This is a genomic window from Methylobacterium sp. J-072, from assembly GCF_022829425.1.
GTDB lineage: Bacteria > Pseudomonadota > Alphaproteobacteria > Rhizobiales > Beijerinckiaceae > Methylobacterium.
Window position 1 is genome coordinate 1 of record NZ_JAKSYK010000101.1, and the last position, 23,305, is coordinate 23,305.

The window sequence follows — 23,305 nt, forward strand, 5'->3', positions numbered from 1 at the left end:
TTGAGAGCCAGGACATGGCGTCTGGCCGGTCTGCACGGCCCTTTTCCCGGGCGCATGCCGCGTCAGCGGAATGCGACCCGGGCCCCAGCTCTTTCAAGCGGTCGTGCCGGGCACCAGCACCGGGCGCCGAGCCCGTCTGCACGGCCGTGTGCCCGGGCGGACGCGGCGCAAGCGGAATGCGACCCGAGACCCAGCACACGCCGGCGCGCAGCGGCCGTCCGATCGGCCTGTGCCGCTGGCGCGGCGCTTCGTGTGCTGGGTCCCGGCTCAGGTTCCGCTTCGCTTCACCTGTCCGGGAAAGGGGCGCGCGTGATCTGCTCGGGAGCGCTGATCCCATGACACGCACGGGGCCCAACACTTTGAAAGCGCTGGGTCGGAGACCTTTTTCGGGTCCAGGGCAGAGCCCTGGTCTCTCGGGGGCCAAATCCTAGAGGTCTTGCCCCGAACCCCGCCAAAGGGCACGGCCCTTCGGAAACCCGGTTCAGCGGGACTGGGTGTCGGTCAGCTGCGCGATGGAGCGGGCGCCGCGCTGCTTGAACAGCAGGTCGAGGCCTTCCAGCATCAGGGCGTGCATCTTGGTCCGCTCGGCATAGGCCAGGTCCCGGAGCTGGTCGTAGACCGGCGGCTCCAGATAGACCGACATCTGCCGGGCGCGCTGCTTCAGCGTGGCGGCCGGCTTCGCCGCCGGGGGCGCGAGCGTCAGCGTCACGATCTCGGCGCCCTGCGGCCGGGCCGCGTGCCGGTCCGGCGGGTTCGCCGAGGCGACGATCGCCGCGAGGCTGAGCTTAGGCGGCTTGGACATGCTGGCCCGTCCTCAGCGACTGCGTGCGGCGCTCGATCCAGGCCCAGAGGCGGCGGACCTCCCCGGCGGCCTGGCCCTTGGGGTTGAACTCGGTGACGCCCTGGCCGAGGCCGATCGCGTCCTGGTGGTCGGTGCGGGCGACGATGTTCACGTCGGGCAGGATGCCGAGCACGGCGAGCCCGTCGGCCGCGTCCCGGACCCGGTAGGAGCGGGGCGGGGTCTGGTTCAGCACGAAGGCGAATTTCTTCTCGAGCCGGTAGACCGCCGCGAGCGTCGGCTTGAACGCCCGCAGGTCGGCCGGCGTCGGCCGGCACGGGATGATGCAGAGATCCGCCGCGCGAATCGCCGAGAGCGTGCCGGTGGAATCGACCCCCGGCGTGTCGATGAACACGAAATCGTAGGCGGATTCACGCAGGCGCTCCATCACGGCGTCGATCTGCGTCGCGTCGATCTGGGCGACCTCGGGACCGTCGGCGGTGCGGTGGTCGAGCCAGTCCGAGATCGTGGCCTGGCGGTCCATCTCCAGGATGCAGACCGTGTGGCCCGCCTCCCGGGCGGCGACCGCCAGGGAGATGCACAGCGTGCTCTTGCCGCTGCCGCCCTTCTGCGTGACGAAGGTGATCGCTTTCATCCTGGGCGTCCTCCAGAAGGCCCCGCGCATCCGCCGGGGCGCGGGCAATCCGAATTGCCGCACCCGCGCCGGGCAACCTCAGGTACATGATCACGGGCTGCCGCGATCCTGTGACCCAAGGATGTCGTGCGGCAGGTTGGGGGCGTCATGGTTAACGACTCGTTAAAGCAGGTCCCACTCACTTGGGCGGCCGGACCGAGCCAGGATTCGCGGACATGACAGGCATTCTAAACTTCAGGTTAACATTTGTGGTGTCTAATTCCTGAACGGCCTTTTCAGCCGCTATAGGATACCGTAGCGTTAGGATCGCCGGCGCCGGGACTGCGATGGATTTGATAACCTCAGGTTTGGCGGCGTTCGACAGCCCGGCAAGGAATGGCATGGCCGAAGCCCCGATCCCGCAATCCGTCCTCGATGCTTCCGGCGTGGTCGGTACGTGGGTCCACGATCATTGGGCCGACCGGCTGGCGCTCTCGGCCTCCCTGGCGGGGCTGCTCGGCCTCGACCCGGTGGCGGCGGCCACCGGCGTGTCCCTGGCGGTGTTCCTGGACCGGACCCATCCGGAGGATCGCATCCGGATCGAGAGCTACCTGCACGCCGTGTCCGAGACCGGCGGCACCCTGGAGGCGGAGTTCCGCACGCGGGACACCCGCAGCGGCATCCGCACTCTGCTGATGCGCGGCCGGATCGACCGCGATCCCACGGGCCGCACCCTGCAGGGCCAGGGCATCGCCATCGACCGGACCGAGGTGCAGTCGGCCAACCTCGTGCAGAGCGAGCGGGTCGTGAACCGGATGGCCGAGCACGTCATCGCCCTACGCGACCTCGCCCAGGCCCTGCAGCGGCCGGTGCTGGTCGAGCAGATCGAGCGCCTGATGATCGCGATCGGTTTCGAGCTCGCTAGCTTCCTGCCCGAGCCGGAGGACGAGCCGCGCCACTGAGCGCGTCTCCCCGGAAGCGCGATTGATCGCGCCCGCGCCCACAAGCTACTGTCCCGGCAACACATTGCCGGGAGGACGCCGATGGCCCGCGACACGATCTACGACCGCGATCTCGACCGCGTGCCGGCCAACCACCAGCCGTTGACCCCCCTGCTCTATCTCGACCGGGCGGCGCGGGTGTTCCCCGAGCAGGTCGCCGTGATCCACGGCCCCCTCCGGCGCTCCTACCGGGACCTCTACGCCCGCGCCCGCCGCCTGGCCTCGGCGCTGGCGCGGCGCGGGCTCGGCCGCGGCGACACCGTGGCGGCCTTCCTCGCCAACACCCCCGAGATGGTCGAGTGCCATTACGGCGTGCCGATGACCGGGGCGGTGCTCAACACCCTCAACACCCGCCTCGACGCCGCCGCGATCCGGTTCTGCCTGGAGCACGGCGAGGCCAAGGTGCTGATCACCGACCGGGAATTCGCGAAGACCGCCGCGGCGGCGCTCGACGGCCTGGAGCCCAGACCCTTCGTCATCGATGTCGACGATCCGGAGTATGACGGGCCGGGCGCGCGGCTCGGGGAGACGGATTACGAAACCTTCCTGGCGGGGGGCGACCCGGAGCACGATTGGCAGCTGCCCGGCGACGAGTGGGACGCGATCGCGCTGAACTACACCTCGGGCACCACCGGCGACCCGAAGGGCGTGGTCTACCATCACCGGGGCGCGGCGCTGCTGGCGCTCGGCAACGTCATCACCGGCGGGCTCGGGCAGCACCCGGTCTATCTCTGGACGCTGCCGATGTTCCACTGCAACGGCTGGTGCTTCCCCTGGACCCTGTCGATCGTGGCCGGCACCCATGTCTGCCTGCGCCAGGTCCGGGCGGAGGCGCTCTACCGGCTGATGGCCGAGCACGAGGTCACGCATCTCTGCGGCGCGCCGATCGTGATGCAGATGCTGATCAACGCCCCCGATGCCGAGCGCCGGGACCTGCCCCGGCGGGTGGCGTTCTTCACCGCGGCGGCGCCCCCGCCCGAGGCGGTGCTGGCCGGCATGTCCGAGGCCGGGTTCGACGTGACCCACCTGTACGGGCTGACCGAGAGCTACGGCCCGGCGGTGGTCAATGCCTGGCACGCGGATTGGGACGCCCTGGCGGCGGACCAGCGGGCGGCCAAGAAAGCCCGCCAGGGGGTGCGCTACCCGGTGCTGGAGGCCCTCGACGTGCGCGACCCGGAGACGCTCGCGCCGGTGCCCGCCGACGGCACGACGATCGGCGAGGTGATGATGCGCGGCAACGTGGTGATGCGCGGCTATCTCAAGAACCCGGCGGCCACGCAGGCCGCGTTCAAGGGGGGCTGGTTCCGCACCGGCGATCTCGGGGTGAAGCACCCGGACGGCTACGTCCAGCTCAAGGACCGGTCGAAGGACATCATCATCTCGGGGGGCGAGAACATCTCGTCGATCGAGGTCGAGGACGCCCTGTTCAAGCACCCGGCGGTGTCGGCCGCCGCAGTGGTCGCCAAGCCGGACGCCAAATGGGGCGAGACGCCCTGCGCCTTCGTCGAGCTGAAGCCGGGGGCGACGCCGAGCGCCGACGAGTTGATCCAATGGTGCCGGGGGCGGCTGGCCGCCTACAAGCTGCCTCGCCACGTGATCTTCGGCGAGCTGCCGAAGACCTCCACCGGCAAGGTCCAGAAATTCATCCTGCGCGAGCGGGCCCGCCAGGACGGAACCTGAGGCGGAACCGGTCAGGCCTGCGGGGGCTGCCGACGCTCGGCGTGGGCCGGCACGCGCACGGTCTTGGCCACGGACTTGGCCGCGCGCAGATCGGCCGCGATCTGGGCGATGAAGGCCTGAATCGACACGAGGCTGAACAGGCTGATCGAGGCGACCAGGGCGGCCGAAACCAGGATCTTAGCGGTAGCGGGGTCCACGGCGTGACGTCCTTGACTGGGTCTCGCCGCGGGCTGCCCGGGCGAGGGGCGCCGATCACGGCGCCTGCGATAACCGGAAGGTGGGCGTGCGGCCGCGGTTTCACCAGCGTCGCCGTGATGGACCTGGCATGCGTCTGGGTTCGGGCTCTCGGTGTCGGAACCGGCTCCTGCGTCAACCGGAGGTGCTGGCCGAACGCCTCGTTTCCCGCAATAAGCCCGCCCGATGCGGGGATCGCATCCGGGGGAGAGACGTATGGCCGGCAAGGGGATCTCGGGGGGCATCGCCGGCTGCGTTCTAGGGGGCATCGCCGGCTGCGTTCTGGGAGGCGCGCTCGCCGTTCAGGCCGCGATCCTGGCGGCGGGGCCGGTCCAGGCTCAGGAACCTGCCCAGCAACCCACTCAAGAGCCGGTCACCCGGGCCGGCTATTTCTACATCGGCGGGCGGTATCAAAAGCTCGGCGACAAGACCGTGATGGTCGGCCAGATGTTCGTGCAGTCGCGCACGCCCGCCCGGATCACCCAGCCCTACCCGGTGGTGATGGTGCATGGCCTGGCCCAGACCGGAGTGAACTACCTCGCCACCGCCGATGGCCGGCCGGGCTGGGTGCAGCGCTTCGTCGAGAAGGGCTATCAGGTCTACGTGGTCGACCAGGTCGGGCGCGGGCGCTCGGGCACCAACCCGGAGGTCTATGGCCCTTACGACCGGCTCGGCACCCGCAGCCTCGAGAAGACCTACACGGCCCCGGAGGTCTACGACCTGTTCCCGCAGGCCAAGCTCCACACGCAATGGCCGGGCGGGACCGGCGTGCAGGGCAATGCCGGCTTCGACCAGTTCTTCGCCAGCCAGGTCCCGTTCCTGGCCAACAGCCAGCAGACGGAAGAGCTCGTCGACCCGGCCCTGTTGGCGCTTCTGGAGAAGGTCGGGCCGGCGATCCTGCTCACCCACGGCCAGGGGGCGCTGTTCGGCTGGGCGGCCTCGGATGCGAGGCCCGACCTGGTGAAGGCCCATGTCACCGTGGAGCCGAACGGGCCGCCCTTCTTCGACGTGCAGTTCCGCGGCGGCAAGGAGTTCTGGGAGAAGTCCGGGGATGGCCGCGCCCGTGCCTACGGGCTGACCCGGATGCCGCTGACCTTCGATCCGCCGGTCAGGGCGCCGGAGGATCTGGTGGTGGCGCAGCAGGCCAAGGTGCCCGACCCCAAGGCTTCCGATGCCAAGGCGTCTGACCCCAGGGCTTCTGACGCCAAGCCGGCGGACGGCCAGATCCGCTGCTGGCTGCAGGCCGACCCCGCCCGGACCCTGCCGAACCTCGCCAAGGTGCCGACCGCATTGGTGACCGCCGAGGCCTCGTTCCACGCCACCTACGATGCCTGCACGGCCGCGTTCCTGACCCAGGCCGGCGCCAGGCCCGACACGATCCGGCTGGCCGACCAGGGCCTGCACGGCAACGGCCACATGGTGATGCTGGAGACCAACAGCGACGCCGTGGCGGACGCCGTGGCCAGCTGGCTCGGGACCCGCGTGAAGTAGTGTTTCGGGACCGGACGCCGCGGCCCGTTCGGCGGCGTCCACAGGCATCTCCGCCGCCCCTTCGCAGCAGCGCCCTGCCCGCTCCCGTGCCGCCCCAGGGGCGCCTCAGGGGCGCCTCTAACGCTGCGTGTCGTAACCGCAACAGCCATCGCCTTCTGCGTGCGGACCGCTTGCGGCCAAGCCTGGCTGCACGTACTGCGTGTAGCAGAAAGCTGAATAATAACAGCAGTTTATCACAGTTCTAAAGAGCGGGACAGCCCCGCCGGGACCGCCCCCGGCGAACGCGGTCGGCTGTCCGCGGGGTCGCACAGGGTCCAGTCAGATGAGAGCCGTCCATCCCCGTTCCGGCGCCCTGCGCGCCCTCGTCGCCGGTGCCTCCCTGGCCGTGCTGGCGCAGGCCGTGCCGGCTTTGGCCCAGGATGCGACGCCGCCGCGTCCGCGCGCCAACAACCTCGGCAGCCAGACCGCGCAGTCGAGCGTGCAGCTCGAGGAGCTGAGCGTCACCGGAGAGGGCGGCGCGAACCGGACCGGCCCGGTGCGCGAGGATCCGCGCGGCCCGATCACCGGCTTCGTCGCCAAGCGCTCGCTCACCGCCACCAAGACCGACACGCCCCTGATCGAGACGCCGCAATCGATCACCGTGATCGGGCGCCAGCAGCTCGACGCGCAGAAGCCCCAATCGGTCTCGGAGGCGATCCAGTACGCGCCCGGCGTGTTCGGCAGTCCCTTCGGACCGGACACGCGCCAGGACTTCTTCCTGATCCGCGGCTTCACCACCAACGATACCGGCCTGTACAAGGACGGCCTGCAGCTTCTGAACTTCGGCTTCGGCGGCTTCCAGCTGGAGACGTTCGGCCTGGAGCGCATCGAGGTGCTGCGCGGGCCCTCCGCCGTCCTGTTCGGCGCCGGCAATCCAGGCGGCGTCGTCAACCTCGTGAGCAAGCGCCCGCCCCTCGACCCGCTCCGCTACATCGAGGCCGGCGGCGGCTCCTTTGGCCAGAAGTACTTCGCCTTCGATCTCGGCGGCCCGGCCGACGCGGAGGGGCACTGGTTCTACCGGCTGACCGCCATCGGGCGGAACGGCGGCACCCAGGTCGACGGGGTCGAGGACAATCGCGGCTACATCGCGCCGTCCTTCACCTACAAGCCGGACGGGGCCACGACCTTCACGATCCTGTCGAGCTTCCAGCACGACGAGACCGGCCGCATCAACGCGTTCCTGCCCTATTACGGCACGGTGCGCCCGCAGGCCGAGGGCCTGCGCATTCCGCGCTCGTACAACACCCAGGACAACATCCAGAACCGGTACCGGCGCACGCAGGCCTTCATCGGCTATGAGTTCGAACACGTGTTCGACGACGTCTGGACGGTGCGCCAGAACGCGCGCTACGCGATCTCGCAATCCTACGACAACTCGCTCAGCGGCGGCATCGGCTACCTGGATCCGACCACGCAGACGCAGCTCAGCCGCTATCGCTTCCAGGCGGCCTCGACGGCGCGCCAGCTCAACGTCGACACGCAGGCGGTCGCGCGGTTCAGCGACGGCCTGTTCGGCCACACGTTCCTGATGGGCGTCGACTACAAGTACTTCACCCTGAACGACAACCAGGGCACGTTTTTCGGCGTCGATCCGTTCAACCTGGCCGCACCGAACTTCGTCAGCCCGGCCGGTCCGGTCACGCCCTACCTGGTCAATTTCGACCAGTTCCAGCAGACCGGCATCTACGTGCAGGATCAGATCAAGCTCACGCCCGAGCTGACCCTGATCGCCTCCGGCCGCGGCGACTTCACCACCAACGAGGTCAACAACAAGCTCGCCAGCCCGATCTCACGCACGACCCAGAACGCCAACGCGGCGACCGAGCGCTTCGCGCTGATCTACAACTTCGACTTCGGCCTCGCGCCCTACGTCTCGTACGCGACCTCGTTCAACCCGCAGGTGGGCACCAACGCCTTCAGCCAACCGTTCAAGCCGACCACGGGCGAGCAGTACGAGGCCGGCGTGAAGTACCAGCCGCCGGGCACGGATATCTTCGTCACGGCCGCGTTCTTCGACCTCGCGCTCAACAACTCGCTCACCACCGACCCGAGCAACGTCAACAACTCGCTCCAGCTCGGGCTGACGCGCTCGCGGGGCTTCGAGGGTTCGCTCACGGCCAGCATCACGCCCGAGCTCAACGTGGTCGCCTCGGTGACGACCTACGACCTGAAGATCGAGCAGGGCGACAATGTCGGCCGGACGCCGGCGGGCGTGCCGCAGACCTTCGCGTCGGTGTTCGGCGACTACACGATCCCCACGGGCGAGTTCGCGGGCTTCGGCGTCGGCGGCGGCGTGCGCTACGTCGGGTCCTCCTTCGCGACGACCGACAACACGCTGAAGGTGCCCGAGCGCGTGCTGTTCGACACGCTGGTGCACTACACCAGCGGCAACTGGCGCTTCGCCATCAACGCCGCCAACATCTTCGACAAGCGCTTCGTCTCGTCCTGCACGTCGATCAACGCCTGCTTCTACGGCGAGGCGCGACGGGTCACCGCGAGCTTGAGCTACAAGTGGTGAGGCAGCCGCCTCGCCGATCTTGAGGCGGCACGCGAACGTCGCGTTTTAAGCGATAGAAATATAAGGTTTTTTGCTGGATTCGTTTGAGGCGCTTTGCTGCTGGGATCGATCGTTTCGGACGGCGCTGGTCAGCTCCGATGACACGCGCCCAGCCTTCGCCAGGACCAGAGCCGAGACGACGGCGGCAAGCGGGTGACGGGGCGCAGCGAGAGGCCCTAAAGGCATCCCGGATGTCCGAGGACGCTTCAGCACCCACCCTGTCATCCCGGGGCGCCGCAGGCGAGCCCGGGATCCAGAGCCGCCGACGGTGCAAGTCACTGATCCGACAGTGGTTCTGGATCCCGGGCTCCGCTTCGCGGCCCCGGGATGACGGGGGTGCTGGCAGAACGGCCCAGGCAAGGACGCCGCGTCATCGGGCAGGCGGGACGCTCCGCTGCGCCCTGCCGCCAACGCCCTGAAACCCGGTCCCGTCACCCCGCCACGGGCGCCGGCCCGGAGAGGCGGGTCGGCAGTGTGTCGATGCGTAAGGATCGGCGCAGGCGCCGGGAGAGGGCGTCCACCGCCACCGTCACCAGGGCGGTGGCGGCGATCAGCACCAATGCCACGTCGAGGCGCAGCTCCGAGATCGCGGCATCGACGTAGAAGCCCAGCGTCGTCACCCCCAGGATGCCGAAGATCGCGCTCTCGCGCAGGATCAGCTCCCAGCGGTAGAGCAGATAGGCCAGGAACTGGCCGTAGAGGCGCGGCACCGTCTCGTAGGCGTAGAGGTTCAGGCCCCGGGGCGCGTCGGCCCGGTAGGGCAGCGCGTCGGCGTGCCGGCCCATCAGGTAGGCGACGATCCCGGCATTGTGCAGCGCCAGCGCGAGGATCGCCGGCAGCATCGAGGGGCCGAGCAGCTGCAGGCCGCAATAGGCCAGCATGTATTCCGGCGTCGAGCGCACCACCACGAGGAGCACCCGGCCGAGCGGCCGCCCGAGGGGGCCGGTGAAGCGCCGGGCGGTGAGCGGGAACAGCACCAGCGCCCCGAGCGCGGTCGCCGCCAGGGCGATCTGCGCCAGGATCAGGGTCTGGATCGTGCCCGGCAGGATCTGGTCCGTGAGGATCGGGCGCAGCCACGCCCAGAGCCGCGCCCAGGTCTCGGGATCGGCGAGCGCCGCGCCGCGCAAAGGCGCCGGCACGATGTCGTGGCCGAGGAAGCGCGCGAGGCTCGGCCCCACCGCGGCGTTGCCGATCGCCGGGGGCAGGGCCAGCGGCGCGGCGATGAGCAGGAGTGGCACGGTCCAGCCGCGGATCCAGAGCCGGCGGGTGCCGATCAGCCCATAGAACACCAGGAGCAGCGCCCCGGCCTCGGCGTAGCGGCCCTGGCGGAAGGCGGATTCGAGGTAAAACCCCATGGTCGGCAGGCCGATGAAGCCGAGCACCAGGCTGGAGCGCAGGCCGCATTCGAGCCGGTAGAGGCTGTAGTCGCGCATCCGCCCGGCGACCTCGGGCAGGCGCGCGTACAGGAAGGCCGAGACCGCGCCGGTGCCCACGGGCAGCACCCGGAGCGCGGCGAGATCGGCCTCCTCGAGGATCTCGGCATAGACCTTGGCGCAGATGCCCGCGTAGGGCAGCGCGATGGCGAGCACGCCGGTGGCGGCCGAGAGCCCGAACACCTGCATCAGCAGCAGCGCCCAGAACAGCTCGTGCACGGCGCGAAAGCCCGCACAGGCGAGCCGCACGGTCCGCGAGCGCGCGAACGGGATCGCCAGCAGCAGGCCGGTCCCGGCCCCGAGCCCGACCCCCAGCACCGCGAAGGCCACCGTGTAGACGACGCTCCAGCCCTCGACCGACAGGAAGTCCGGCCGGAACAGGCCGTCGAGCAGGCGGGCGAGATCGGCCCACGGGTGCAGGGTGGTGACGTGCAGGTCCGCGACCAGCAGGCCGGCGAGCGCGGCCGCCAGGAACCAGCGGCTCACCGCCGCGTAGCCGGGCCGCCGGAGGGCGAGCCGCATCAGGCGGCCTCGTAATAGGGGCGCAGCCGGGCCGGATCGAGGCTTTGGGCCGGCGCGTCGAGGACGATGCGGCCGGCCTCCAGCACCACGATCCGGTCGGTATGGGCGAGCGCCAGGGTCACGTCGTGGAGCGCCAGGATCAGGGTCTCGTGGCTGCCCGCCATCTCGGCCAGGATCCGCGCGCCCTGCTGGCGGTCCAGGGCCGAGACCGGCTCGTCGCCCACCAGGATCGGCCGGCCGTTATAGAGGGCGCGGGCCACCGAGACGCGCTGCTGCTGGCCGCCCGACAGCGCGCCGGCCTTCGCCCAGAGTTTCTCCGCCAGGCCGACCCGGTCGAGGATCTTTTGCACGGCGTCGATGTCGGCCTGGGCCGGGCGGACCAGGGTGCGGAGGTTGTGCAGGGTCGAGCGCCGGTCGAGCCGGCCCATATAGACGTTGTGGAACACCGTGAGGGTCCGCACCAGGGCGGCCGCCTGCGGCACCAGCGCGACCTTCTCGGGCGCCTGCGCCTGGATCAGCCCGATCAGGGTCGACTTGCCGGCGCCCGAGCGGCCCATCAGGGCGACGCGCTCGCCCGCCCGCACGGTCAGGTCGATGCCCGACAGGACCGGGTGGCCGCCATAGGAGGCCGCGGCGTTCTCCAGGACGATCGCCGCCCGGGCCTCGGCCGCCACCGTCTCAGTCCAGCAGGCCGGTGGAGCGGCCGACCTCGACCAGGGGCTCGTAGGCGGCGTTGGTGACCGGGATGAATTTCGACCGGCCGAACGGCTCCAGGATCGCCGGGTCGGTGATGCCGACGAGGGCGCCCTTGAGCGTCTCGGTGAAGCCGGGGCCGTAGGTCCGGTCGACGTCGCCGCGCACGGTCCATTGGTAGTCCGGGAAAGTCGGGCTCTCCCAGATCACCGAGACCGCCTTCGGGTCGACCTTGCCGGCCTTGGTGTCGAGGTCCCAGACCGCGTAGTCGACCGCGCCGACCGCGAAGGCGCCGGACTGCACCAACTGGATCGTGCGGCTGTGGTCGCCGGAGAACCCGACCCGGGCAAACACCTGCTCCGGGTTCTTGCCCGGGAAGGCCTGGCGGATGAAGTATTCCGGCATCAGCCGCCCGGAGGTCGAGGCCCGGGCGCCGAACGTGAAGGTCTTGTCGGCGATGGCCTTCGGAAAATCCCTGGTCGGCTCCAGCCCGGCCCCGGCCTGAGCGATCAGGTAGGTCTTGAACGCCGCGTCCTCGGCGCCCTGCGCGAGCGCCTGGGAGCCCGGCACGGCCCGGCGCGCCTGGACCCCGGTGAAGCCGCCGAACCAGGCGAGCTGCACCTGCCCGTTGGTGAAGGCGGTCACCGCCGCCGGGTAGCTCTTGACCGGGATGTAGCGCACCGGCACGCCGAGCTTGGCCTCGAGGTAGGTCGCGACCTTGCCGAAGCGCTCGACGAGGCGGCTCTCGTCCTGGTCGGGGATGCCGGTGAAGACCAGGGGCGGGACCGGCTTCTCCTGGGCCTGCGCGGCCGTGCCGAGCGCGAGCGCAAGACATCCCAGGGCGAACCGCCCGACCCGTCCCAGTCCCAGCATGGATCCTCCACCCCACCGCGCCTGAATTGGGCACGCCGAATCTGGATTCTCCCTAGCGCATCGTCCTGAATACCGGAACCGGGGCGATGCGCTGGTCTCTGGCTTCGCATCCTGTTTTGCCGAACGCCGGATCCCACCTTTCGGGATGATGCTCGGCAGACGCTGCCGCGCCCGGCACTCTTGGGCCCCAGTCGTCCGGTCGCGTGCCTGCGCGGCGCCCGCGCAGGCACGCGGTCCCCAAAAACTCAGCGGTAATGCCGGCGCATCATGGGGTGGCGATGGTGCCGGCGCATCATGTGATGGCGGCTCGTCATCACGCCCCGGGAGGACATCCGGGCGCCGCGATGCATGCCGCCGAAATTGCTGTTGCCGGTGGCGGCGGCGTTCCGGTCGAGGCCGTCGCCCGGGGCGGCGAGGCTGGGGCTGGCGGCGCCAAGGACGAGGCCGAGGGCGAGCGTCGCGCCGAGGAGGATCTTGGTCATGGGTTCTTCGTCTCTTCGCGACCCTGCGCCGCCACGACCGAACGAATCGGTCTCGCGCATGTTCCGGGACGGGCTGGGACGTCAGGCCGCCGGCGTCTCGACGATGGCGAACAGGGCAGGCTGCGCGTCGCGCGCGTCGGGCACAGGGACAACCCGGATGCGGGGCGGCAGCGGCCCCCCGAGCAAATCCAAAAAGTCCCCCGAGGCGCCGATCTCGATCTCGGCCGCCTTGGCCCGGGCCTCCAGGCGCGACAGGGCGTTCATGGCCGGGCCCAGCACCGTGTACTCGGCCCGCACCCCGTCGTCGAACACCCCGACCAGGAGGTCGCCGGCATGCAGGGCGACCACCACCCGCAGGGTGAACAGCCCCTCCCCGGCCCGCGCTGCGTTGAGGGCGGCGATCCGGTCGTGGATCGACAGGGCGCAGGCCAGCGCCGCCCGGGCCTGGGCGCGGGGCCGGCCGACCACGAACTGCACCAGCACGGCGTCGCCGACATACTTGTCCACCAGGCCGCCCTGCTCGGCCACCGCGGCCTGCGCGGCGGCCCGGACGGCGAGCAGGGCCGTCACCATCACCTCGGGCGGGTGCTCCCGGCTCAGCCGCGAGAAGCCGCGGATGTCGAGCACCATCAGGCAGGCATGGCGCCGGTGGATGCCCATCGTGGCGTCCGCATCCTCGGCGGCGAGGTCGAGGGCGACCGTGTCGGGCACGAACCGGGCGAGCTGGGCGCGCTCGTGCTCCATGCGCAGCGCCCGGGTCACGGCCTCCCGCAGGCGGGTCATGCCGTCGATCACCAGGAGGCCGGCCGCCACGAAGGTGGCCAACCCGGTGATCTGCGCGGTCGGGAAGGAATCCGGCCCCGGGAACAGCTCCGGCCAGGCCAGCCCGACCAGGAACGCCGCGGTCCAGCAGGCCGTCACCACCCCGCAGAACAGCAGGGTGTGGGCGACCCGCATGCTCAGGCCGGTCTGGAGCAGGAGCAGGAAGGCCGGCAGGCGGCTGACCGCGTCGGCGCCGAGGGCCGCCTCACCGCCGGCCAGCATGTGCTCGATGATCACGTAGACGGCGAGCCCGGCATTGAGCAGGGTCCCGGCCCAGCCATAGACCGCCGCCGCCGGGCCGCCGCCCCGCTCCCCCAGGCCGAACCAGACCGTGCCGACGCCGTAGAGGCCAAGGATGAACCAGTGGCTGAGGGCGTGCAGCGAGCCGTCATAGGCCTGGGCCGCCATCAGCAGCACCAGCACGATCACGATCCGCAGCCCGAGCAGCCGCAGCCCGCCGCCCGCCTGCATGGCGCGCAGGACCGCGGCGTCGTCCTGGGCCGCTTCCGCCCTGCGCGCGGCGCGGTCCCCGGTGGTCCGGGAGGCGGGGAGCGGCGGTGTCCGGGCGCCGCCCGAGGCCATCACGCGCCCCGGTCGAGGCGCCGGGCCGCGCTGAAGCGGTTGAGGAAGCGCGGCTCCTTCTCGGGGGCGATCCGGATCGCCAGGTGCAGGGTGCCGTCGGCTTCCGCGCGCCGGTCCAGAATCTCGGCGTTCTCGTAGAGCCAGTTGAGCGCCGCCCCGTCCTCGGGGGGCAGCGACACCGCGAAGCTCGTCCGGTGGCGGCCGATCCGCGCCTCGATCCGGGCCGTGAGGGCGGCGAGCCCCTCCCCGGTCAGCGCCGAGACCAGCACCGGCGCGTCGCTGTCGCGGTCGTTGCGGGCCTTGGCCTGGCCGCTGAGGTTCATCAGCCGGGTGCGCTCGTTGTCGTCCAGCAGGTCGGACTTGTTCCAGACCTCGATGATCCGCTCGGCGGTGGTCTCGATGCCGAGTTCGCGCAGCACGTCGCCGACATCCTCGGCCTGGGCCTCGGAATCGACGTGGCTGACGTCGCGCACGTGCAGCAGCACGTCGGCCTCGATCGCGTCCTCCAGGGTCGCCCGGAACGCCGCGATCAGGGCGGTGGGCAGGTCGGAGATGAAGCCCACCGTGTCCGACAGGATCACGTTCTCGCCGTGCGGCAGCTTGGTCGCCCGCGCGGTCGGGTCGAGGGTGGCAAACAGCATGTCCTTGGCGGTGACCTCGGCGCTGGTCAGGGTGTTGAACAGGCTCGACTTTCCGGCATTGGTGTAGCCGACGAGCGCCACGATCGGGTACGGCACCCGGGCGCGGCTCTGCCGGTGCAGGCCGCGGGTGCGCACCACCGCGTCGAGGTCGCGCTCGATCCGGGTCATGCGCTCCTGGATCATGCGCCGGTCGGCCTCGATCTGGGTCTCGCCGGGGCCGCCCAGGAAGCCGAAGCCGCCGCGCTGGCGCTCCAGGTGGGTCCAGGACCGGACCAGCCGCGACTTCTGGTAGGCCAGATGCGCGTGCTCGACCTGGAGCGTGCCCTCCCGGGTCGAGGCGCGCCGCCCAAAAATCTCCAGGATCAGGCCGGTGCGGTCGATGACCTTGGCGCCCCAGGCCTTCTCGAGATTGCGCTGCTGCACCGGCGAGAGCGCGCAATCCATCACCACGAGGCCGATCTCGCGGGCGCGGATCAGCCCGGCGATCTCCTCGACCCGGCCCTTGCCGAGGTAGGTCGAGGGCCGGATGCGCGGCAGGCTGATCGAGAGGCTCTCGACCACGTCGAGCTCGATCGCGGCGGCGAGCCCGGTGGCCTCATCGAGGCGCGCCTCCACGGAGCGGGTCGGCTGGGCTGGCCCGTGGCCCGGTCCCCCCGGCCCGGGCGCGCCCCGGGCCAGATAGGGCCCGATCACCAGGGTGTGGGTCGCCGCGGCGATCTCGCCCTCGGGCGCGGCCTGTGCCTGGAGCCGGGCCTCGCCGGACGTCAGCGTCTCGCTCATGCAACCTTTAACGCCGCCCGCGCGCCGGCAGCTTCGTTCGAGAACTCGGATTGTTCGAGATGGGGATTCGGCGGGGCCGGGCCAAGATGCCGGGATTCGAGAGGTTGGGATCGGGGAGATCCGAATCCGGCAGCCGGTTCGATTCGGCCCATCCCACCCGCGCCCTCATCCTGAGGCGCCGGAGCGCAGCGGAAGCCTCGAAGGAGCCCTCCAGCTGGCCGCGCGATCCCTGGAGGCCTCCTTCGAGGCGGCTCCGCCGCACCTCAGGATGAGGGGAGAGTGCGGGATCGTCCTGGGCTTCGCCGCTGCCTGCGCGGCGAAGCCGCCCGCTGCCGGGATCGCGGCCCCGGAGAGAGCGAACCGATCGCCCGCCCCCGCAAAAAATCACGCCTTCTCGGGGGTCTCGTCCGGCTCGAACAGCTGGACCGGATGGCCCGGCATGATCGTCGAGATCGCGTGCTTGTAGACGAGCTGCGAGTGGCCGTCCCGGCGCAGCAGCACGCAGAAATTGTCGAACCAGGTCACCACGCCCTGCAGCTTGACGCCGTTGACGAGGAAGATGGTCAGCGGGATCTTGTTCTTGCGGACATGATTGAGGAACGTGTCCTGAAGGTTCTGTGCGCGTTCGCCCGCCATCTTCTTTGCCTTCTTGTTGTCCCGGCGCGAAGGGCCCGGGATGGGTACGGCCCCTGAGGGGCCATCACGTGCGGGGTCGTCCGATCATCCCGCCCGTGATCGCGTATACAGCATGACCGCGTGAATGTGCGGGGGCAAGCGAGGCCCAGTCCGGCCGATCCGTGACGGATCGGCGTCAGTTTCACGGACCGATGCCGAGGGACTTCAGCTTGCGGTGGAGCGCCGAGCGCTCCATGCCGATGAACTCGGCCGTGCGCGAGATGTTGCCCGAGAACCGCGCGATCTGCGCCACGAGGTACTCGCGCTCGAAGATCTCGCGCGCCTCGCGCAGCGCCAGGCTCATCAGCTTCTCGCCGCCCGCGCCCCCCGGGGTGGTCGGCACCAGGGCGCCGATCTCGGAGGGCAGCATCTCGGAGGTGACCTCCTGGTCCGGGTCGGCCTGGGTCAGGATCATCAGCCGCTCGACGTTGTTCTTGAGCTGGCGGACGTTGCCCGGCCAATTGTGCGACTGGAGCACCGCCATCGCGTCCTCGGCGATCACGCGCTTGGGCAGGCCGGTCTGGGACGAGATGTTGTCCATGAAGAACTGGATCAGCTCGGGCACGTCCTCCCGGCGCTCGGACAGGGCCGGCACCCGGACCGGCACCACCGAGAGCCGGTGGAACAGGTCCTCGCGGAACCGGCCCGCGGCGATCTCTTCCTGGAGATCGCGGGAGGACGAGGAGATGATCCGGACATCCACGTGGACCCGCGTCGTGCCGCCGACCCGCTGGAAATTCTGGTCGACCAGGACCCGCAGGATCCGGTTCTGGCTCTCGCGGGGCATGTCGGCGACCTCGTCGAGGTAGAGGGTGCCGCCATGGGCCTCCTCCAGGGCGCCGACCCGCCGGCCGGACTCGCCCTCGACCCCGAACAGCTCGGCCTCCATGGTCTCGGGCAGGATCGTGGCCGCGTTGAGCAGCACGAACGGGCCGTTGGCGCGGGCCGAGGCCTTGTGCAGGCTGCGCGCGGCCAGCTCCTTGCCGGAACCGAGCGCCCCGGTGATCATCACCCGGGCGTTGGTCGGCGCCACCCGGTCGATGGTCTGGCGCAGCTGGTTGATCGCCAGCGAGCCGCCGACGATGCGGTTCGGGTTGCCGGAGCGCGCCGTCAGGTCGCGGACCTCGCGCCGGAGCCGGGAGGCTTCCAGCGCCCGCTCGGCCACCAGGATCAGCCGGTCGGCCTTGAACGGCTTCTCGATGAAGTCGTAGGCCCCCGCCTTGATGGCCGAGACCGCGGTCTCGATGTTGCCGTGGCCCGAGATCATCACCACCGGCAGGTCGGGATTGGCCGCTTTGATCAGGTCGAGCACCTGCAGGCCGTCGAGCCGCGAGCCCTGCAGCCAGATGTCCAGGAACACCAGGTGCGGCCGGCGCGCCTCGATGGCGGCCAGCGCCTCGTCGGAGCCGCCGGCCGTGCGGCAGCGATGGCCCTCGTCGTCGAGGATGCCCGCCACGAGGTCGCGGATGTCGGCCTCGTCGTCGACAATCAGGATATCGGCGCTCATGCGTGCATCTCCGCGATCCGGGGGGCCGTCGGTGCGGCGCCCTTCTCCTCTGTCGGGGTGGAACTGGTCTCGGGGCCGGACGGCTCGGGCCCGTGCTCGCGCGGGACCCGCATCTGCACCTGCCCGCCACGGCCGGCGGGATTGTCGTTCAACGCGATCCCGCCGCCGTGCTCCTCAAGCACCTTGCTGACGATAGCAAGCCCCAGCCCCGTGCCACCTTCGCGTGTGGTCATGTAGGGCTCCAGCAGCCGCTGGCGCCCCTCGACCGGAAAACCCTTGCCGTTGTCGGTCACGGTGATCACCGCGAAGCCGTCCTCGACCGCGAGGCCCAGGCCGATCTTGCCCTTGCCGAGCTCGGCCGGCGGCACCTCGGCCACCGCCTCGACGGCGTTCTTCAGGATGTTGGTGATCACTTGGCTGAGCAGCCGGATGTCGAAGGCCGCCACGATCTTTTCGGAGTTGCCCGCCCCGCCCTGTCCTGAGCCACCTTGCGCCGAGAATGCGAAGTCGATGTCCGGGTGCGCCACGCGCATCATGAACAGGTTCTGCTTGGCGATCTCGGTGAGGTCGTTCGGCGCGATGGCCGGTTTCGGCATCCGCGCGAAGGCCGAGAACTCGTCGACCATGCGCTTGATCTCGTCCACCTGGCGCACGATCGTGGCGGTGCACTGGTCGAACACCTCCTTGTCGGCGGTGATGACCTTGCCGTACTTGCGCCGGATGCGTTCGGCGGAGAGCTGGATCGGGGTCAGGGGGTTCTTGATCTCGTGGGCGATGCGGCGGGCGACGTCGCCCCAGGCGGAGCTGCGCTGCGCCTGGACGAGGTCGGTGATGTCGTCAAGGGTCACCACCGAGCCGCGGGAGGTCCCCTGCGCCTGCTCGCTCGTGACCCGCACGGTCACGGTGCGCTCGCCGCGGGAGCGGGTGAGCTGGAGCTGCTGCTGCTGGAGGGCGCGCGGACGGCTCTCGCTCTCGGCGAGCACCGGGGCGAGTTCCGGCACCGCCCGGGCGAGCGGCTGGCCGATCAGGGCGTTGCTCTCCACGTCGAGCATCCGCTCGGCGGCCGGGTTAGCGATGGTGACGAAGCCCGCCGCGTCGAGGCCGATCACCCCGGGCGAGACCCCCGACAGCACGGCCTCGGTGAAGCGGCGGCGGGTGTCGATCAGGTCGTTGGCGGCGATCAGCCCGGTATGCTGGCGGCGCAGCTCCTGCGTCATCTTGTTGAAGGCCTCGCCGAGATGGGCCAGGTCGCCGCTGGTCTTCTTGGTCGGCACCTGGGCGTAGAAATTGCCGGCCGCGACCTGATCGGCGGCGTTGATCAGCCGGCGGATCGGCGCCACGAAGCGGTTGGCGAAGTTCATCCCGAACCACACCGCCGACAGCAGCGCGATCAGGGCGATCAGCAGGAACACCGACGCGAAGGTGATCTGGATCGAGCGCCGGAGCGAATCGTAGGTCAGGTACTCGGCCGCCGCCGCCCGCGAGACGCCGGGGAAGTCGATGGCGAGCTGGCTGACCTCCCGCTGCACCATCAGCACCGCGTCGTCATAGGCCGGCATCCGCAGCAGCGCGGCGAAGACCCGGCCCTCGGAGGGCAGCAGGCAGATCGGGTCGGTCGAGGTCGCCGCCTCCGCGAAGGCCGCCGCCGAGGGCAGCCGCACCTGCTTGAGCACGTCGATCTTGGCCCGGGCGACCACGTCGGTGGGGCCGCGCATGATCTGCGCCACCGGCAGGCCGAGATTGGTCGCCCTTGTGGTCAGGAAGTTCTCGAACCAGGCCCGGTCCCGGTCGAAGTTCGGGCGCGCCCGGGTCAGGTCGTCCACCAGGATGCGGATCTCCCGGGCGAGCGACTGGCATTGGTTCTCCTGGTAGGCGTCGGCCACCTCGACGGATTTGAGCACCACGTCGCGGACCCGGTCGGTGAAGCCCAGCGACAGGCCCCGGTCGATGGTCACCGACGCCACCACGGCCAGCAGCACGGTGGGCAGGATCGCGATCAGCGAGAACAGGCCGACGATGCGCGAGTGCAGCCGGGCCACGGCCGCATTGGCCTTGCGGGCATGCAGGAAGACCCGCGCCTCCCAGGCGATCACGAAGACCAGCCCCAGCACCAGGGCGGCGTTGATGCCGAGCAGCGTCACGCCGTAGGCCGGCGTCGGCGTCACCCGGATCACCCCGGCCAGGATCAGGAAGGTCGCCAGCGCCGAGACCAGCGCGGTCACCACCACGGCGGCGCCGATCCAGCCCGGCCCGCGCGGCCCGGGCTTCAGCGAGTCCGCGAGCGGCGTGCTCGGCTCCGGGGGCGTTTCTGCCTGAGCGGTTTCTTCGGCCGCCTGGCTTGTCCCCTCGCCCACCGGCTCGGCAGGCGGCTGAACACCCCCCTCGGGGTCCGGCGCAGGGCCTTCCACAGGCGGTGAGCGTCGCAGGAACGGCATGAGTGGTGCAGGGCCACAACAGTGTGGCGGAATTAATACGAATCGCGGCGCCCCGGAGGCGGCCGGTGATCCATTCCGCCGCAGGGTCCGACGTCAGCGCAGCGCGAGCGGTGCTTCGGTTTGAGCGTTTCCGAGCGTCTGCTTACATTGGGCTGCCCGAAAAGGTCTGCGGGGGATCGCGGAATGAGCGACGGATTTCTGTCTGCTGCCATCATAACCCCGCTGATGCTCGCGGCGACCGCCGGCTTCGTCTACTGGTTCACGAGCCGGCAGGATCGGCGCGACGCTTCGGAGCGCGAGCGCTAGGATTGCGGCCCGGCCCTCAAGGCGGGTGCTTCAGATCAGCGCATCACGGGTGAGATCTCGTTCGGACGAGGCTGGTTTTCGAGCCGTTGCGACCGTGAGGGCAACGCCCATCCCTTGACCCCACCAGCACGGCCCCGTACCCCCACCCGTGGAGGCGAACGGGGTCTGGTGGCCCCCCTGGTCTTCAAAACCAGTGGTACGCCAACAGCGTACGGTGGGTTCGATTCCCATCCGCTTCCGCCAAGCCCCCGCCTCGCTTGCAGCCAGAACCGACTTCGCCGCGCCTGCGATCCTGCCCGCGGGGGGCACGGTCTGCGATGGAGCTTGCCGGATCCTGATCGGCGCCTCTCCAACCCAGACCCCCTCATCCTGAGGCGCCCGGCGATCTTCGATCGGTGGGCCTCGAAGGAGGCCTTCAGATGCCTGGGCGATTTCTGGAGGCCTCCTTCGAGGGCGCCGCTGCGCGTCGCCACCTCAGGATGAGGGGGTGGGTGGGATCGCCCCCCGCGGTGCGCATCGACCGGCCCCGTCCGTAGCCCGGCTACCCGGACGCACCCGACCCCGGCCGTGTCGCCGGTCGTCGCGGGCTGTTTGACACCGGACCGGCTTGCGCGCGTCACGCCCAGGTGGTCCGATCCGGGTTAGGCACTCGCAGAAGTTCGCCCAAAAAATCCGGAGGAGACCCGCCATGCTGTCACGCCGGCAAACCCTCGCCCTGGCCCTCGCCAACGGCCTCGCCCTGACCGACACGGCGGCCCGGGCCGCGGGACAGGCCCCCGCGCCGACCGTCAGGAGCCCGGTCTCGTTCGAGGTCCCGCCGGGGGCGTGCGATTGCCACGTCCACGTCATCCCCGATCCGGCGCGGTTCCCGTTCTGGGCGGGGCGCGGCTACACGCCGCCGGTCGATCCGCCCGAGAGCCTGCTCGCCCTCCAGCACGCGCTCAAGCTCGACCGCGTGGTGATCGTGACGCCCAGCGTCTACGGCACCGACAATGCGGCCACCCTCGACGGCCTGCGCCTGCTCGGCCCCCAGCGCGCCCGCGGCGTCGCGGTGATCGGGCCCGGGACCGGCCCGGCCGAGCTCGATACCCTGGCCCAGGCCGGCATCCGCGGCATCCGGGTCAACTTGGAGCAGGCCGGCGTGTTCGATCCGGCAGCCTCGGCCAAGGCGCTGGAGAGCGCCGTCCAGCAGATCGGGCAGCGGCCCTGGCACCTCCAGGTCTATGCCCGCCTGTCGGTGATCGGCCCGCTGAAGCCGCAGCTCTCGGCTCTGCCGGTGCCGGTGGTGTTCGACCATTTCGCCGGCGCGCAGGCGGCCCTCGGGCCCGATCAGCCCGGCTTCGGCGACGTGCTCGACCTCGTGCGCGGCGGACAGGCCTGGGTGAAGCTGTCGGGCGCCTACCGGGCCTCCGACAAGGCGCCGGACTATGCCGACGTGACGCCGCTGGCCCGGGCCCTGGTGGCGGCGAATCCGGAGCGGCTGGTCTGGGGCAGCGACTGGCCGCATCCGGACAGCACGCCGAAGCCGGGCCGCAAGCCGACGGATCTCGCGCCCGCGCAGAACGTGGACGACGGCCGCCTGCTCGACCTGCTCGCCGCCTGGGTTCCCGACCGCGCCACCCGTGACAGGATCCTTGTCGAAAATCCCAAGCGGCTTTACGACTTCTGAGCGAAGAGTGCGCGGGGCGGATCGCCCGCCCGGCCGGGTTCGCCCGGGAGAAGGCCGATGCAGGGCCTGGCACATCTCGGCCTATCGGCCGCCACCGACCGCAAATCCGGTCGATCACGCTCGGCCGCGCGCGGAGCGCTCTGCCTGCTGACGGCCCTGGCGGTCCTGGGCGCCGGTGCCACCTCCATGCGGTCCCCCGGCACGGCCGTCGATCCCGATCTGGTGCGGGTGATCCGCTTCATGGCGCTGATCAAGGGCGGCTTCGCGCTCGCGGCTTTCGCCGGCTGCGTCTGGCGTCTCGCCCGGCCGGCCGCGCCGTGGCGCACGGCGATCTACGTCGCCGGGCCGCCGCTCATGGCGGCGGGCGCGATCGGGCTCTGGTCCGTCCAGGGCGTCCCGATCGCGGCGGCGGGCCTGCATCTCGGCTTGCTGGCGGTGCTGGCGGCCGCGCTGACCGATCCGGACTTCCTGCCGGACCTGTCGCGTCTCGGGCGAGGGCACCGATGATGGGGCGACCGGCTGGCCCGAACCGCCCTGCCCGGCGCCCGCGCGGAACGGCGGATCGCCCGGCCCGTTGCCTCCAGGCCCGCACGTCGCGCCGGGCGCGACCCTGTGGATCCGCCCCGGCCCATTCGTCATGATCGACAAGTTCCTCCCGCTCATCCCGCCCGGTCCGCAGGCGGCCCTGCGCCGGCTCGCCGCCCGATGGCCGGCGCGCCCCGCGACGGCTGCCCCCGCGACGCTGCCGGACCGGGATCTGCGCCCCGGCCCGATGCCGCCCCTGCACCCGCCGGCCGCCACCAACGACAACCCCCTGCAGGCCGTCCACGAGGCCGTGGAGCGGGACCTGCGCGCGAGCGGCTATCTCCGCTGAGGCTTTCAGCGCCCGGCCGGACTCGCCGGGGCGGAGCGGGCCACGGCCCCGGGCTCCATCCAGTGGCAGACCGTGGTCCCCGGCACGCCGGCGCACGCGTAGCTCTCGCCGCCGAGGGTCACCCGGTCGACGATCCCGGTGATCTCGGCGCGCGACAGCAGGGTGCAGCCGAGATGGTCCGCCTTGGGATCGGCCAGCAGCGCGGCGGCCGCGGCGGCGCCGTCGTGCAGCAGCATCCGGTAATTGGCCAGGGACGGGCAGCCGATCACCCGACCGGACCCCTTCCGGTCCGGACCGGCCGCCTTGTCCTGGCCGGGGCGGGCCGGCGCCTTGGCCGGCTGCTGTCCCAGCGCCGGCATGGCTGAGAGGCCGAGCGCGAGGGTGGCGACGCGGAGGAGCATGCGGGTCATCGCCTGGTCCTAGAGCCGTTCCCGATCGCGTTGCAATCGGGAACGGCTCTAAGAGCGCCTAACAGAACCGTTTGATCTGGTTGAGGGTGATGAGGCTTGCCGCGAGGCTTGTGAAGGCCTCGTAGATGTCGGCGCGTCGCTCGTAGCGGACGGGCAGGCGGCGGAAGCGGTTGAACCAGGCGTGGGT

Annotated in this window: 21 protein-coding genes, 1 tRNA gene and 1 pseudogene; 9 read left to right on the top strand and 14 right to left on the bottom strand. The window is 70.7% G+C overall.

Translation table 11 applies throughout. The features are described 5' to 3' along the window. Positions 1-481 precede the first annotated feature (481 nt). Positions 482-802 carry a ribbon-helix-helix domain-containing protein gene (locus MKK67_RS11005; RefSeq protein WP_243964216.1) on the bottom strand — a complete coding sequence of 107 codons (321 nt, stop codon included), beginning with the start codon at positions 800-802 and terminating at the stop codon, positions 482-484. After that, positions 786-1,433 carry a ParA family protein gene (locus MKK67_RS11010; protein ID WP_243939368.1) on the bottom strand — a complete coding sequence of 216 codons (648 nt, stop codon included), beginning with the start codon at positions 1,431-1,433 and terminating at the stop codon, positions 786-788. Before MKK67_RS11010 ends, MKK67_RS11005 begins: the two co-directional genes overlap by 17 nt. Before the next feature lie 380 nt (positions 1,434-1,813). Here MKK67_RS11010 and MKK67_RS11015 point away from each other — a divergent pair, with 380 nt between their 5' ends. Continuing rightward, complete coding sequence (locus MKK67_RS11015) at positions 1,814-2,374, top strand: PAS domain-containing protein (protein WP_243964218.1); 561 nt, start codon at positions 1,814-1,816, stop codon at positions 2,372-2,374. Between the two features lie 81 nt (positions 2,375-2,455). Next, positions 2,456-4,093, top strand: a complete 1,638-nt coding sequence (locus MKK67_RS11020) for an acyl-CoA synthetase (RefSeq protein ID WP_243964220.1) — start codon at positions 2,456-2,458, stop codon at positions 4,091-4,093. Between the two features lie 11 nt (positions 4,094-4,104). Here the strand turns inward: MKK67_RS11020 and MKK67_RS11025 are convergent, their stop codons facing one another. Further along, complete coding sequence (locus tag MKK67_RS11025) at positions 4,105-4,290, bottom strand: hypothetical protein (protein ID WP_243964227.1); 186 nt, start codon at positions 4,288-4,290, stop codon at positions 4,105-4,107. 253 nt (positions 4,291-4,543) lie between these two features. Between MKK67_RS11025 and MKK67_RS11030 the strand changes: the two genes are divergently transcribed. Together MKK67_RS11030 and MKK67_RS11035 are read left to right on the top strand one after the other, a co-directional pair. After that, positions 4,544-5,818, top strand: a complete 1,275-nt coding sequence (locus MKK67_RS11030) for an alpha/beta hydrolase (RefSeq protein WP_243964229.1) — start codon at positions 4,544-4,546, stop codon at positions 5,816-5,818. Between the two features lie 322 nt (positions 5,819-6,140). Further along, a complete protein-coding gene (locus MKK67_RS11035; protein ID WP_243964236.1) occupies positions 6,141-8,375 on the top strand; it encodes a TonB-dependent siderophore receptor in 2,235 nt (744 codons plus the stop codon). Positions 8,376-8,845: 470 nt separating this feature from the next. Here the strand turns inward: MKK67_RS11035 and MKK67_RS11040 are convergent, their stop codons facing one another. The 9 genes from MKK67_RS11040 to MKK67_RS11080 form a co-directional block, all read right to left on the bottom strand. After that, positions 8,846-10,369, bottom strand: a complete 1,524-nt coding sequence (locus MKK67_RS11040; protein WP_243964238.1) for a PhnE/PtxC family ABC transporter permease — start codon at positions 10,367-10,369, stop codon at positions 8,846-8,848. Further along, positions 10,369-11,043, bottom strand: coding sequence for an ATP-binding cassette domain-containing protein (locus tag MKK67_RS11045; RefSeq protein ID WP_243964245.1), 675 nt, complete (start codon positions 11,041-11,043; stop codon positions 10,369-10,371). The genes MKK67_RS11040 and MKK67_RS11045 overlap by 1 nt, the downstream gene beginning before the upstream one ends. 4 nt (positions 11,044-11,047) lie before the next feature. After that, a complete protein-coding gene (locus tag MKK67_RS11050; protein ID WP_243964253.1) occupies positions 11,048-11,935 on the bottom strand; it encodes a putative selenate ABC transporter substrate-binding protein in 888 nt (295 codons plus the stop codon). A 245-nt stretch (positions 11,936-12,180) separates the two neighbouring features. Then, positions 12,181-12,417 (bottom strand): hypothetical protein, encoded by a 237-nt coding sequence (locus tag MKK67_RS11055; RefSeq protein ID WP_243964262.1) that lies wholly within the window; start codon positions 12,415-12,417, stop codon positions 12,181-12,183. A gap of 81 nt (positions 12,418-12,498) precedes the next feature. Further along, complete coding sequence (locus tag MKK67_RS11060) at positions 12,499-13,821, bottom strand: adenylate/guanylate cyclase domain-containing protein (RefSeq protein ID WP_243964269.1); 1,323 nt, start codon at positions 13,819-13,821, stop codon at positions 12,499-12,501. Continuing rightward, positions 13,821-15,242 (bottom strand): GTPase HflX, encoded by a 1,422-nt coding sequence (gene hflX, locus MKK67_RS11065; RefSeq protein WP_243964278.1) that lies wholly within the window; start codon positions 15,240-15,242, stop codon positions 13,821-13,823. The genes MKK67_RS11060 and hflX overlap by 1 nt, the downstream gene beginning before the upstream one ends. A gap of 384 nt (positions 15,243-15,626) precedes the next feature. Continuing rightward, positions 15,627-15,878: an RNA chaperone Hfq gene (hfq, locus tag MKK67_RS11070; RefSeq protein WP_238249876.1), complete on the bottom strand. Its 252-nt coding sequence runs from the start codon at positions 15,876-15,878 to the stop codon at positions 15,627-15,629. A gap of 181 nt (positions 15,879-16,059) precedes the next feature. Beyond that, complete coding sequence (locus tag MKK67_RS11075; protein ID WP_243964280.1) at positions 16,060-17,424, bottom strand: sigma-54-dependent transcriptional regulator; 1,365 nt, start codon at positions 17,422-17,424, stop codon at positions 16,060-16,062. Beyond that, on the bottom strand, positions 17,421-19,859 hold the full coding sequence (locus MKK67_RS11080) for a sensor histidine kinase NtrY-like (protein ID WP_243964288.1): 2,439 nt from the start codon (positions 19,857-19,859) through the stop codon (positions 17,421-17,423). Before MKK67_RS11080 ends, MKK67_RS11075 begins: the two co-directional genes overlap by 4 nt. A 183-nt stretch (positions 19,860-20,042) precedes the next feature. On the opposite strand from MKK67_RS11080, the gene MKK67_RS32600 reads away from it, so the two are divergent. The 5 genes from MKK67_RS32600 (at position 20,043) to MKK67_RS11100 (ending at position 22,708) form a co-directional block, all read left to right on the top strand. Further along, the gene (locus MKK67_RS32600; RefSeq protein WP_279601572.1) at positions 20,043-20,165 is read left to right on the top strand and encodes a hypothetical protein; all 123 of its coding nucleotides are present in this window, start codon (positions 20,043-20,045) and stop codon (positions 20,163-20,165) included. Positions 20,166-20,315: 150 nt separating this feature from the next. Beyond that, a tRNA-Sec gene (locus MKK67_RS11085) sits at positions 20,316-20,408 on the top strand. A gap of 445 nt (positions 20,409-20,853) precedes the next feature. Further along, positions 20,854-21,834 (top strand): amidohydrolase family protein, encoded by a 981-nt coding sequence (locus tag MKK67_RS11090; RefSeq protein ID WP_243964297.1) that lies wholly within the window; start codon positions 20,854-20,856, stop codon positions 21,832-21,834. Positions 21,835-21,891: 57 nt separating this feature from the next. Beyond that, positions 21,892-22,341 (top strand): hypothetical protein, encoded by a 450-nt coding sequence (locus MKK67_RS11095; RefSeq protein WP_243964299.1) that lies wholly within the window; start codon positions 21,892-21,894, stop codon positions 22,339-22,341. Between the two features lie 67 nt (positions 22,342-22,408). Continuing rightward, positions 22,409-22,708: a hypothetical protein gene (locus MKK67_RS11100; RefSeq protein ID WP_243964301.1), complete on the top strand. Its 300-nt coding sequence runs from the start codon at positions 22,409-22,411 to the stop codon at positions 22,706-22,708. Between the two features lie 5 nt (positions 22,709-22,713). Here the strand turns inward: MKK67_RS11100 and MKK67_RS11105 are convergent, their stop codons facing one another. Together MKK67_RS11105 and MKK67_RS11110 are read right to left on the bottom strand one after the other, a co-directional pair. Continuing rightward, the gene (locus MKK67_RS11105; RefSeq protein ID WP_243964303.1) at positions 22,714-23,118 is read right to left on the bottom strand and encodes a hypothetical protein; all 405 of its coding nucleotides are present in this window, start codon (positions 23,116-23,118) and stop codon (positions 22,714-22,716) included. Between the two features lie 58 nt (positions 23,119-23,176). Further along, a pseudogene (locus MKK67_RS11110) lies at positions 23,177-23,305 on the bottom strand (IS5/IS1182 family transposase); the annotation flags it as partial.